This is a genomic window from Ensifer adhaerens (genome assembly GCF_000697965.2).
Classification (GTDB): domain Bacteria; phylum Pseudomonadota; class Alphaproteobacteria; order Rhizobiales; family Rhizobiaceae; genus Ensifer; species Ensifer adhaerens.
Genome location: NZ_CP015880.1, coordinates 1,586,880 through 1,598,694 on the forward strand (window position 1 = coordinate 1,586,880; position 11,815 = coordinate 1,598,694).

Sequence of the window (11,815 nt, forward strand, 5' to 3'; positions counted from 1 at the left end):
GAGGCACGACCATCCCTCCACTGACGACGAAAGCTTAAGCCCATGATCCCCCGTTACTCCCGACCGGAAATGGTGGCCATCTGGTCGCCGGAAACGAAATTCCGCATCTGGTTCGAGATCGAGGCCCACGCCTGCGATGCGCTTGCCGAAATCGGCGTGATCCCGAAGGATGCTGCGCGCACGATCTGGGAAAAAGGCGGCGCTGCCACTTTCGACGTCGCCCGCATCGACGAGATCGAGGCCGTCACCAAGCATGACGTCATTGCCTTCCTGACGCATCTCGCCGAATTCGTCGGCCCGGACAGCCGCTTCATCCACCAGGGCATGACCTCGTCCGACGTTCTGGATACCTGCTTCAACGTGCAGCTGGTCCGCGCGACCGACCTGCTGCTCGCCGACCTCGACAAGCTGCTCGAAGCGCTGAAACGCCGCGCTTTTGAACACAAGGAGACGGTGACGATCGGCCGTTCGCATGGCATCCATGCCGAGCCGACCACCTTCGGCGTCAAGCTGGCGCTCGCCTATGCCGAGTTCGACCGCTGCAAGCAGCGCCTGCTGGCCGCACGCGAAGAAGTCGCCACCTGCGCGATCTCCGGCGCCGTCGGCACTTTCGCCAACATCGACCCGCGCGTTGAAGAACACGTAGCCGAGGCGCTCGGGCTGAAGCCGGAACCGGTTTCGACCCAGGTCATCCCGCGCGACCGCCATGCCATGTACTTCGCCACCCTCGGCGTCATTGCCTCGTCGATCGAGCGCCTGGCGACGGAAGTTCGTCACCTGCAGCGCACCGAAGTGCTTGAAGCGGAGGAGTATTTCTCGCCGGGCCAGAAGGGCTCGTCGGCGATGCCGCACAAGCGGAACCCGGTTCTGACCGAAAACCTCACGGGTCTCGCCCGTATGGTTCGCGCCTTCTCGATCCCGGCCATGGAAAACGTTGCGCTTTGGCATGAGCGCGACATTTCGCACTCCTCGGTCGAGCGCATGATCGGCCCGGATGCAACGGTGACGCTCGACTTCGCGCTCGCTCGTCTGACCAGCGTTATCGACAAGCTGCTCGTCTACCCCGAGAACATGATCAACAACATGAACAAGTTCCGTGGGCTCGTGCATTCGCAGCGCGTGCTGCTGGCGCTGACGCAGGCCGGCGTGTCGCGTGAGGACGCCTACCGCCTCGTGCAGCGCAACGCCATGAAGGTCTGGGAACAGGGCAAGGACTTCCTCGAAGAACTGCTCGCCGACGCGGAAGTTCGCGCGGCCCTTTCCGAGGAAGATATCCGCGAAAAGTTCGATCTCGGCTATCACACCAAGCACGTCGACACGATCTTCAAGCGCGTCTTCGGCTGAGGTTCTGCGCTGAGCGGACGGCCGTAGGCCTTTGGTTTTTGTTGCCATGCCCGCATTTGGAGCACATCGCTCAAATGCGGGCATTTGCGTTAGCAGGAAATTCACGCATTGCGTGCAAAGCTCAGGGCCTGTCAATCCAGGTTCTGAGGATCACATGGCCTACAAGGACAGTGTCGAGCGGGCGACGCAGCGCACGCAAACGAAAATTACAGGTACGGTGACCGTCAAGTCCGGCTCCAGCAGCGGCATCGTCAAGGACCTTTCTGCCGAGGGCATCTGCTTTCAGCTGCTCTTCGACATCGGCGCCAAGACGGGACAGGAAGTGACGATCAGAAGCGAGGAACTCGGCTTCCTGACCGGCATGGTGCGCTGGTATCGCGGCGACAAGATCGGCATCAAGCTCAACCTGTCGTCCAACACCGCGGCGCAGATCTCATCTTACTACAAGCATTTTCGCTAGGCCGAGATTTTCGGCAACACGCCACAAGCGCCGCAGGTCGATCGACATGCGGCGCTTTTTTATGAGCGGTTACATTCGCCTTCGGCTGTCGGCGATCAGTGTGAACGCGCGCGCGGACCGGGCTCCACCATCTTGCGATAGAGGTGCCAGGTGGCGTGTCCGAAGATCGGCATGATGACGGCGAGGCCGACGAAGACCGGGATCGAGCCGATAACCAGACCGGCGGCGATAATGAAGCCCCAGACGGCGACGGGCACCGGGTTGACGAGCGTTGCGCGAATGGAAGTCTCGACCGCCGATACGGCGCCGACGTCCCGATCGATCAGCAACGGAAACGACACGACGGATGTCGCCAGAACGATGACGGCGAAGACGAAGCCGACAGCGTTGCCGACGAGGATCAGGTTCCAGCCCTGGTCAGTGCCGATGATACCGTTCCAGAAGGCTGCAATCGAATCCGGCGGTTCCGCCCCGAAGATCTGCACATAGAGCGCCTGGGCGACGAGCAGCCAGATGATGAAGACAACGAACAGCATGGCGGCGACGGCCATGATCGACGGCAGCGCCGGAGAGCGGTGCAGGCGAAGGGCGTGCGGCCAGGAGTAGTCCATGCCGAGTTCTCGCCGTCGGCTGATTTCATAAAGCCCGATCGCAGCGACTGGGCCGATCAGAGCGAAGCCGGAGACAAGAGGATAAAGCAGCGGCAGCATGTTGGCGCCCGCGCTCCAGGTGATCAGAACGACACCCGCGATCGGGTAGATCAGGCAAAGAAAGACGTAGTGCGATGGTTTCTCGCGAAAATCGTCAAAGCCCAAGCGTAAGGCGTCGAATACATCCGCGACGCCAATCTTTTTTATTCCGGGATGGGCGACACTCGCGTCCGCTCCCGAAAGGACATGGAATGTTGTCATGGCTCACACTCCTCAACGAACCAGAGCGGCCACGGAACAAAGATGCGACGAACCAAGCCGCACCATCCGCGACCGTCCCTTCGATTATACAGAAAATGCGACCGCTGTCGCCTGCCGCCTCTCGCCACGTTAAGCGGCCTATTGGAGCGCGAACATCGGGCTCGTCGGGCAGGCTCCCATGGGTGGCTTCGAGGCCCTGAACACGGGTAATGCTGAAGGTCTTGACTTCCGCGCCTTTCAGCGCCACATCGCGGCCACCATGAAAGTATCCGACGCTCATATCCTCATCGTTCCAGGCTACACCAACTCCGGACCGGAGCACTGGCAGACCCGCTGGGAGCGCAAGATGTCGACCGCACGCCGCGTCGAGCAGGCGGAGTGGGCAAAGCCTGTCCGCGAGGATTGGGTGGCGCGCATGATCGAAGAGGTCAATGCGGCGGAAAAGCCTGTGGTCATCGTCGCCCATTCGCTTGGCGTCGCAACCGCCGTGCACGCCCTACCCCATTTCACCAAGCCGATCGCCGGCGCCTTCCTGGTGGCACCTCCTGATGTTGCCAACCCGGCGATCCGTCCGAAGCATCTGATGACCTTCGGTCCCTACCCGCGCGATCCGCTTCCCTTCCCGTCGCTGATGGTCGCCAGCCGCAACGATCCGTTCGGTTCCTACGAGCATGCGGACGACATCGCCAACGCCTGGGGTTCGCTGCTCGTCGATGCCGGAGAGTCCGGCCACATCAACACCGAGTCCGGCCACGGGCCGTGGCCGGAGGGAACGATGGTCTTCGCCCAGTTCTTGAGCCGGCTTAAACCCTGACGCGCCCGATCAACCTGTCGACGCCTTATTAATCCGACGTTCATTGTCCGCGGTCATCATCGCCGGCACGACGCGACTCGTCTCATGATGGTGCCGAGCGCTGTCGAACCTTGATCTGCGCCGGCATTGACCGGATCGTTCCGCTTGGTTGCTCGGCCGCAGATACTGGACATGGGAAGTGGCCGTAAACGAACGTCTCACCAAAGGTGCGCAAGGCGCACCGGCGCATCCGGATGCTCTGACGCAGGCCACCTTGGAACGGTTGCCGGCAGGCGCGGTCATTGTCGATGCGCACGGACGGATCCTGGCCGCTAACGTCCTTGCCGGCGAAGTGTTCGGCCGCACGCTTGTACAATTGCGACACGCCTTTCTGAATGACTTCGTGGCGGAAGAGGACCGGTCGCGCGTGCCGCCGCGCGCCACATCGACGGTCGCCGAGACGATCCATTTCCTTGGTCCCGACCGCTCCGTGCCGATGCTCGTTGCCTGTTCGCCGGTACGGTTCGCGGATGAAGCCGCCTCGCTGCTGCTGATGTTGCCGGCCGATGACTTCGTCAACGAGATCGCCGGATTGCGCAACGACGAGACCCGCTGGAAATATGCCCTGGACGGCGCGCTTGAGGGTGTCTGGGATCACGACTTCGAAACCGGAGACCTGTTTTACTCGGCCACCTGGAGGCGGCTTCGTGGCCTGTCCGAAGACGCCCAGGTGGATGGTACCCTTGAAAACTGGATCCAGAACGTTCACCCCGACGATCATGCGCATGTGCGCGCCGCGATCGAGCGGCAGGATTCCGGCGAGGCGATCTTCAACACTTTCGAGTATCGAGAGCGTCACGCCGACGGTCACTGGATCTGGATCGAAAGCCGCGGCGCCTCGGTTGCCTACTGGCCGGATGGCAGGCCGAGCCGCATCATCGGGACGGATACCGACATCACCGCCCGCAAGGAGGCCGAGGCCCGGCTCGAGGAGGTCTCCCGCCGACTGAGGCTGGCGCTCGGCGTCTCGAAGATCGGCGTGTTCGACTTCAATCTCGATGCACTGCGCGACGACTGGGACGAGCGCATGTTCGAGATTTATGGTCTCGACCTCGCCGACGGCGCACCAAGCTCTGAGACCTGGGAAAACTCCCTTCACCCCGACGATCGCGATGCCGTGGTCCTCAGAACCAACGAAGGCATCGCCTCGGGTAAACCCTACAGCAATGCTTTCCGTATTGTGCGCCCGGACGGTTCCGTCCGCCACATCCGCTCCAATGCCGCGACCTATGTCGATCATCTCGGAACTCGCAAGCTCATCGGCGCCAACTGGGACGTTACCGAGGACATCGCGCTGCAGGAAGAACTGCGCCAGGCGAAAGCATCGGCCGAAGGGCGCAACCGTGAACTCGAGCAGGCGCGGATCAGGATCGAGTACAACGCGCTGCACGATTACCTGACCGACTTGCCCAACCGTCGCTACCTGGATCAGATGCTGACGGAGAATGTCGCAGTCAACGCGATCCTGCATATCGATCTCGACCGCTTCAAGCAGATCAACGATACGCTCGGACACCAGGCCGGAGACGCGATGTTAACGCATGCGGCCGCGATCCTGCGTGCCCACGCCCGCCACGACGATTTTATCGCCCGCATCGGCGGCGACGAGTTCGTCATTCTCTGCCGCCGGAACCGCGACCTGCCGCAGCTGACCGAGCTTGCCGAGCGCATCGTCCATGCCTTCCGCCGCCCCATTCCCTATGACGGTCAGCTCTGCCGCCTGGGCGCAAGCATCGGCATCGCCTTCAAGGGGGGCGAAGACATCGACGCCAAACAGCTGCTGATGAATGCCGACATCGCCCTCTATCGGGCAAAGAGCGTCGGGCGCGATCGCGTCGAAGTGTTCTCCGAGCTCATTCAAACCCAGATCCTCAACGCCAAGCGCATCGGCGACGATATTCGCCAGGCGATCGAGGAAGGGCAGTTCACCGTCTATTACCAGCCGCAGTTCCATGCGCGCTCGCTGGAGATATCCGGCGTCGAGGCGTTGGTGCGGTGGAACCACCCGGAGCGCGGCATCCTCACCCCCTTCCATTTCCTGAAGGTGGCCGAAGAGATCAACGTCCTGCCGGCGATCGACAGGAAGGTGGTCGAGCTCGCCTATCGCGACTTTCAGTCCTGGCAAAAGGAAGGGCTCGGCGTTCCCAAGATCTCGGTCAACATGTCGTCGCCGCGGCTGCGCGACCCAGGATTGATCGCCGATCTGCGCGACATGCGGATCCCGCCGGGCATCCTTTCCTTCGAGCTGCTCGAGTCCATCTTCCTCGATGACCCGGAAGACGAAATCGCCGGGACCATTTCAGCTCTCGGCGACCTCGGCATCGAAATCGAGATTGACGATTTCGGCACCGGGCATGCCTCGATCATCGGCCTGCTCAACCTCAATCCGGCCCGGCTCAAGATCGACCGGGCGCTCGTTGGACCGATGACCGAAGGTGCCAAGCAGGCGAAGCTGGTGCGCGCGATCGTCGACATCGGCCACTCGCTCAACATCGCTGTCGTCGGCGAAGGCGTGGAGACCTGGGAGCACGCGGCGATGCTGCGGGACCTCGGCTGCGACGTGCTGCAGGGCTATGCGCTTGCGCGGCCGATGGATCGGCTGGAGCTGGAGCAGCGTTTGCGCCGCGGCTGGAAGCCGGTGTTCGGCGGTCCGGACAAATAAAAACCGCCCGGCCAGATGGACGGGCGGCGCTTCAATGAATGCGGCAACAGCCTTTCGGCTTACTTGCTCTGGAGCTGCTGGACGGCTTCGCCGAGCAGTTCGAGCATCCGCACGCGGATCTGCTCTTCGGTCTGGGCAACGCCTGCCGCGTCGAAATCCGCCTTGATCTTGCGAACGACGTCTTCATGGCCGGCTTCTTCGAAATCGGCAGCCACCACTTCGCTGGCATAGGCGTCGGCGTCGGCCTTGCCGAGCAGGCCGGCGGCCCACAGACCGAGCAGCTTGTTGCGACGCGCTTCAGCCTTGAACCTAAGCTCTTCGTCCATCGCAAACTTTGCTTCGAAGGCCTTTTCGCGATCCTGCATCGACGTCATCAATCAATCTCCCTGAGAATTCCATGTCTGAAATCAGTTTATCGCCATAAATCAAAACGCGGGTCAAACTGCAATGTGAACTTTTCCGGTTTGATGACTTTCATGTTACCCTTTGTGCGGTTCCTCAGATCGCATTTGATCAAGGATCAGGACATCGCCGCTTCGTGAGGCGGCAGCAACCTTGGCGCACTTTGAGAAGGCGCGCGGCGCCCCATGCAAATCAGGGGAACGGGCAGATACGCCGATTGTGAAATCGGTTCTTTTCGGCTATGGACCCCGAGAGATGTTCCACGCGCGTCCCGAGAGCGCCAACAACTACAGAGACAAATCCATGAATCGTCGCCGCCGTATCTACGAGGGCAAGGCCAAGATCCTCTATGAGGGTCCAGAGCCGGGCACGCTCATCCAGTTCTTCAAGGACGACGCGACCGCCTTCAACAAGAAAAAGCACGACGTCATTGACGGCAAGGGTGTGCTGAACAACCGGATTTCCGAGTACATCTTCACGCACCTCAACAAGATCGGCATCCCCACGCACTTCATCCGCCGCCTCAACATGCGCGAGCAGTTGATCAAGGAAGTCGAGATCATCCCGCTTGAGATCGTCGTGCGCAACGTCGCCGCCGGCTCGCTGGCCAAGCGTCTCGGCATCGAGGAAGGCACGGTCCTTCCCCGCTCGATCATCGAGTTCTACTACAAGGCCGATGCGCTCGAAGACCCGATGGTCTCCGAAGAGCACATCACCGCGTTTGGCTGGGCAAGCCCGCAGGAACTCGACGATATCATGGCGCTCGCCATCCGCATCAACGACTTCCTCTCGGGCCTGTTCCTCGGCGTCGGCATCCAGCTCGTCGATTTCAAGATCGAGTGCGGCCGGCTGTTCGAAGGCGACATGATGCGCATCGTGCTTGCCGACGAGATCTCGCCGGACAGCTGCCGTCTCTGGGACATCGAGACGCGCGAGAAGCTCGACAAGGATCGTTTCCGCCGCGACCTCGGCGGCCTCGTCGAGGCCTACCAGGAAGTCGCCCGCCGTCTCGGCATCATGAATGAGAACGAACCCGTGCGCGGCACCGGTCCGGTTCTCGTGAAGTAACTTCGGGGAAAATCAAAGTGATCAAGGCACGTGTAACCGTGACGCTGAAGAACGGCGTTCTCGATCCGCAGGGCAAGGCAATCGAAGGTGCGCTCGGCGCACTCGGCTTCGACGGCATCGGCCAGGTTCGCCAGGGCAAGGTCTTCGACCTGCAGATCGAATCCGCAGACAAGGCCAAGGCCGAGGAAGACCTCAAGGCCATGTGCGAAAAGCTGCTCGCCAACACGGTCATCGAGAACTACAGCATCTCCTTCGCCTGATCCTGCAGGCGACGGAATCGTTCCGCGTCTTCGGGCGCGGAACCAGACGTTACGAAATGCCGGAGCAGCCGCTGGTCCCCTCGGGAACGCCGCTGCCATAGTCGCAGCAGATGCCAGCTCTTCGGAGCGCGCCATCAAGATTGATCTCGCCGTATCGGAGACAGAGATATGAAGTCAGCCGTCGTCCAGCTTCCGGGCCTCAACCGCGACCGCGACATGATCGCGGCCCTCACCAAGATCTCCGGCAAGGCGCCTGTCACCGTCTGGCAGACCGAGACCGAGATTCCGGATGTCGACCTGATCGTCATTCCCGGCGGTTTCTCCTATGGCGACTACCTTCGCTGCGGCGCGATCGCTGCACGCATGCCGGTCATGCAGGCGATCAAGGCCAAGGCGGAAAAGGGCGTGAAGGTTCTCGGCGTCTGCAACGGCTTCCAGATCCTCGTCGAGGCCGGCCTCCTGCCCGGCGCGCTGATGCGCAATGCCTCGCTGAAATTCGTCTGCCGCGAGATCAAGCTCGAAGTTGTCAACGCCGACACCGACTTTACCCGCGCCTATTCCAAGGGCCAGGTCATCCGTTCGCCGGTCGCCCATCACGACGGCAACTACTTTGCCGATGCCGAGACGCTGAAGACGATCGAAGGCAATGGCCAGGTGGTCTTCCGTTACGCCGAAGGCACCAATCCGAACGGTTCGATGAACGATATCGCCGGCGTCATGAACGCTGCGGGCAACGTTCTCGGCATGATGCCGCATCCGGAAAACCTGATCGAAGCCGCCCATGGCGGTTCCGACGGCCGCGGCCTCTTCGCGTCTGCGCTCGAAGTAATCGCCGCTTAACCATCCGGCTGTAGAAGGCATCCGACCCATCCCCATTTGCGAGCGAGACCGTCGATGCCTTCATTTGCCCCTGCACGCCTGACCGGCCTTGCCTGCACGGCCTTCGGTCTAATGCTTCTGGCCTCGTGCCAATCGCCGAAGCCGCCGGCCCCGAGCCCGAACACGGCGGCGCTGCCGACCATGGAACGCGTGGCGCTCGGCGCCAACAGCTGCTGGTTCAAGTCGGGCGATGCGGAATTCAAGTCTTATCGCCTGGCGCCCGAGCTCAATTCCTTCTCCGGCCGTCCGCGCATCTTGATCGTGCCGCGCAAGTCGCCGGAGGCACGCCCCCTCGCCGTCGTTCAGGCCGAGGGCAATCCGGCCCGCCTGCAGGCCTTCGGGCCGCTGATGAGCGAGCCGACGGGAACGCGCATGGCCGCAGACATCAAGCGCTGGGCCGCTGGCGGACAGGGCTGCAAATAGCCCCAAGCTGAACTTGTCGAATTGATTAAAGGGCCGGTTGACCTCAAGGTTGCCGGCCCTTTTGCATTTCGGACAGTCGGTTCTATCCGATCGGTTAGCGCCAGAACGGGACAGTCGATTCCTGACGCGCGTCCTTTTCCGAAACGCCGATATCCTTGAGCTGCCACTCGCTCATCTCCTCGAGCGCCAACCGGCCGCGTCGCTTCGCCGCCAGCTCGCAATAGCGGGTCCAAAGCCGCTTCAGCAGACCCTCGCGTTCGTCCGAATAGTCGCCGCCCAGTAATGTGCCGGTGCAGCCCACGGACGTCGCTTCCGAGCGGGACAAACAAATTGTATCTATTGTACTCATTGACAACCCCAATGCAGCGATTGCTATCGTTGTCTTGGTGATAATTGACATATTTTCCGCTGTAATCTAAAGAATTGTCACTATGACAAATTGGCTCCCCGACATTCAGCAGGGTCACGGTCCGCTCTACGCACGGATCGCCGATCAAATCGAACTGGCAATTGGCAACGGGGCCTTGCCCGTCGGCGCCAAATTGCCACCGCAACGCAACCTCGCCTACGATATCGGGGTGACAATCGGCACGATCGGGCGCGCCTACAATATTGTCCGCGAGCGCGGGCTTGTGAGCGGCGAAGTCGGGCGCGGCACCTATGTGCTCGACCATCCCGAAAGCCGGCCGCCGGAGCAGGCGGACCCGCTGACGACGTCCCTTGCCGGCACCCGGCCCCTGGTCGCGCCCGTTGGCAAGCTCAGGTTCGACAGCACCGCCGCGCCGGATATCGGCCAGGGAACGGTGCTGAGCGAAGTGTTGAGCGAAATCAGTCACGAGCATCACGCCGATATTGCCAGCTACGCGCGGAACTTCCCGGATCACTGGTTCGAGGCAGGCTGCCAATGGCTGGCGCGCGGAGGGTTTCGTCCTAAGCCCGAAAACATCGTGCCGACGCTCGGTGCGCATGCGGCCGTCGTTGCCGTAATCGCGGCGGTGACGGCCCCAGGCGACCGCATCGCCTTCGAGACGCTCACCTATTCGCAGGTCAGCCGCAGCGCCGGCCTGATTGGTCGCCGCACGACGCTGGTCGAATCCGACGCCTTCGGCATGATCCCCGACGACTTCGAGCGCGTCTGCGCGCAGCAGCATCCGAAGCTCGCCTTCCTGATGCCGAGCGCGCAGAACCCGACAGTGGCCGTCATGCCGCTCGCCCGCCGCCAGGCGATCGCCGATATCGCCCGCAAATACGGCGTCTGGCTGGTGGAGGATGATCTCTACGGCGCTATGACCGGCGATCAAACGCCGCTGCTCGCCGAGCTTGCGCCCGAACGTACCTTCCTCGTCGGCGGTCTTTCAAAGTCCGTTGCCGCAGGCGTTCGCGGTGGCTGGGTCGCCTGCCCTCCGCATTTCGGCCAGCGCATCCGCATCGCCCACAAGATGGTCAGCGGCGGCCTGCCGTTCATCCTGGCGGAACTCTGCGCCCGGCTGGTGCTCTCCGGCTCGGCTGCAGCCTTGCGCAGCCAGGGCATTGAGGAGGTTCGCGCCCGCGAAGCAATGGCGCGCGAGGTCTTTGAGGGTATCGAGTTCGCGTCCCATCCCTGCATTCCGTTCCTCTGGATGAAGTTGCCTGACCCCTGGCTGTCAGGAACCTTCAAGCAGGCGGCTCTTCAGGAAGGCGTGCTCGTCGACGACGAGGACGAGTTCAAGGCCGGCCGTACCGATCGCGTCTTCCATCGGATCCGCATCGGCTTTTCCTCGCCACCGCAGCGCGCCGAGGTGAGAGCCGGATTCCAGACACTGAAGCGGCTGCTCGACAGCGGCCGAGCCGGCTACGACAGTTTCGAGTGACTATCGAAATCGACGGGGTGACTTTCGCGCAAGCTTCCGCATCATACTGTTTTAGCAGTCTTGCGTAGATGATTCGCCCTCAAGGATTTCGCATGCCGCTATCGCTTCGCCCGGTTCCGTCCCGCCTGATTGCATCCCTTCTTTTCGTCACGACCACCTCCGTCATCGCCGCGCCGGCGGCGGCTCAAGATGGTGTCTTTGACGAAATGCGCTTCGGCGTGACGACATCGATCGCCAGCGGCGGCAAGCAGGAAGACGGCGTGTTTCCCTCGTTCACGCTCTACTTCGATCCGTTCAATGCGGACGGCGCCGCGGATCTCGGCGAAAAGCTGCTGCGTCCACGCGTCTATACCGGTGCTGCCGTGGCCACGTCGTCGAACGGCGTCAACCAGGCCTATGCCGGCCTGAGCTGGACCTTCGACATGACGCAACGCCTCTTCGTGGAGTTCGGCGCGGGCGGCACGGTTCACGACGGCGATCTCGACGATCCCAACGGTTCCGGTCCGCAACTCGGCTGCCGCGTCCTCTTCCGCGAATACGCCGCCGCGGGCGTGCGCCTCGACGAACACTGGAACGTCTCGGCGACCGTTGAACATGCGTCGCATGCCAATCTCTGCGACGGTCCCAACAACGGCCTGACACGCGCAGGCCTCGCCCTCGGCTACAAGTTCTGACGCAGGCCTGCGCAGTCGCGCTCAACAAA

At 62.1% G+C, this 11,815-nt stretch carries 13 protein-coding genes; 10 read left to right on the forward strand and 3 right to left on the reverse strand.

Annotated elements, in window-relative coordinates; translation table 11 throughout:
* The first annotated feature begins 42 nt into the window (after positions 1-42).
* On the forward strand, positions 43-1,344 hold the full coding sequence (purB, locus tag FA04_RS07605; RefSeq protein WP_034794401.1) for an adenylosuccinate lyase: 1,302 nt from the start codon (positions 43-45) through the stop codon (positions 1,342-1,344).
* Between the two features lie 154 nt (positions 1,345-1,498).
* Positions 1,499-1,804, forward strand: coding sequence for a PilZ domain-containing protein (locus FA04_RS07610; protein ID WP_034794416.1), 306 nt, complete (start codon positions 1,499-1,501; stop codon positions 1,802-1,804).
* Between the two features lie 95 nt (positions 1,805-1,899).
* Here the strand turns inward: FA04_RS07610 and FA04_RS07615 are convergent, their stop codons facing one another.
* On the reverse strand, positions 1,900-2,715 hold the full coding sequence (locus tag FA04_RS07615) for a DUF2189 domain-containing protein (protein WP_034794419.1): 816 nt from the start codon (positions 2,713-2,715) through the stop codon (positions 1,900-1,902).
* Positions 2,716-2,974: 259 nt separating this feature from the next.
* Between FA04_RS07615 and FA04_RS07620 the strand changes: the two genes are divergently transcribed.
* Together FA04_RS07620 and FA04_RS07625 are read left to right on the forward strand one after the other, a co-directional pair.
* On the forward strand, positions 2,975-3,529 hold the full coding sequence (locus FA04_RS07620; RefSeq protein WP_034794640.1) for an RBBP9/YdeN family alpha/beta hydrolase: 555 nt from the start codon (positions 2,975-2,977) through the stop codon (positions 3,527-3,529).
* Between the two features lie 178 nt (positions 3,530-3,707).
* The gene (locus FA04_RS07625; RefSeq protein WP_051659309.1) at positions 3,708-6,230 is read left to right on the forward strand and encodes a sensor domain-containing protein; all 2,523 of its coding nucleotides are present in this window, start codon (positions 3,708-3,710) and stop codon (positions 6,228-6,230) included.
* Positions 6,231-6,289: 59 nt separating this feature from the next.
* On the opposite strand, the gene FA04_RS07630 is transcribed toward FA04_RS07625, so the two are convergent.
* Positions 6,290-6,604: a DUF1476 domain-containing protein gene (locus tag FA04_RS07630; protein WP_034794424.1), complete on the reverse strand. Its 315-nt coding sequence runs from the start codon at positions 6,602-6,604 to the stop codon at positions 6,290-6,292.
* Between the two features lie 331 nt (positions 6,605-6,935).
* Here FA04_RS07630 and purC point away from each other — a divergent pair, with 331 nt between their 5' ends.
* The 4 genes from purC (at position 6,936) to FA04_RS07650 (ending at position 9,262) form a co-directional block, all read left to right on the forward strand.
* Positions 6,936-7,700, forward strand: a complete 765-nt coding sequence (gene purC / locus FA04_RS07635) for a phosphoribosylaminoimidazolesuccinocarboxamide synthase (protein WP_034794646.1) — start codon at positions 6,936-6,938, stop codon at positions 7,698-7,700.
* Between the two features lie 17 nt (positions 7,701-7,717).
* A complete protein-coding gene (gene purS, locus FA04_RS07640) occupies positions 7,718-7,960 on the forward strand; it encodes a phosphoribosylformylglycinamidine synthase subunit PurS (RefSeq protein ID WP_034794427.1) in 243 nt (80 codons plus the stop codon).
* A 168-nt stretch (positions 7,961-8,128) separates the two neighbouring features.
* Positions 8,129-8,800: a phosphoribosylformylglycinamidine synthase subunit PurQ gene (gene purQ / locus FA04_RS07645; RefSeq protein WP_034794430.1), complete on the forward strand. Its 672-nt coding sequence runs from the start codon at positions 8,129-8,131 to the stop codon at positions 8,798-8,800.
* Between the two features lie 54 nt (positions 8,801-8,854).
* Positions 8,855-9,262, forward strand: a complete 408-nt coding sequence (locus FA04_RS07650) for a hypothetical protein (RefSeq protein ID WP_034794436.1) — start codon at positions 8,855-8,857, stop codon at positions 9,260-9,262.
* A 94-nt stretch (positions 9,263-9,356) separates the two neighbouring features.
* Here FA04_RS07650 and FA04_RS35845 read toward each other — a convergent pair whose 3' ends face one another.
* Positions 9,357-9,563, reverse strand: coding sequence for a DUF1127 domain-containing protein (locus FA04_RS35845; RefSeq protein ID WP_034794438.1), 207 nt, complete (start codon positions 9,561-9,563; stop codon positions 9,357-9,359).
* 130 nt (positions 9,564-9,693) lie between these two features.
* Here FA04_RS35845 and FA04_RS07660 point away from each other — a divergent pair, with 130 nt between their 5' ends.
* Positions 9,694-11,112, forward strand: coding sequence for an aminotransferase-like domain-containing protein (locus tag FA04_RS07660; RefSeq protein ID WP_034794440.1), 1,419 nt, complete (start codon positions 9,694-9,696; stop codon positions 11,110-11,112).
* Positions 11,113-11,204: 92 nt separating this feature from the next.
* Positions 11,205-11,786, forward strand: a complete 582-nt coding sequence (locus tag FA04_RS07665) for an acyloxyacyl hydrolase (RefSeq protein ID WP_034794442.1) — start codon at positions 11,205-11,207, stop codon at positions 11,784-11,786.
* Positions 11,787-11,815 lie beyond the last annotated feature (29 nt).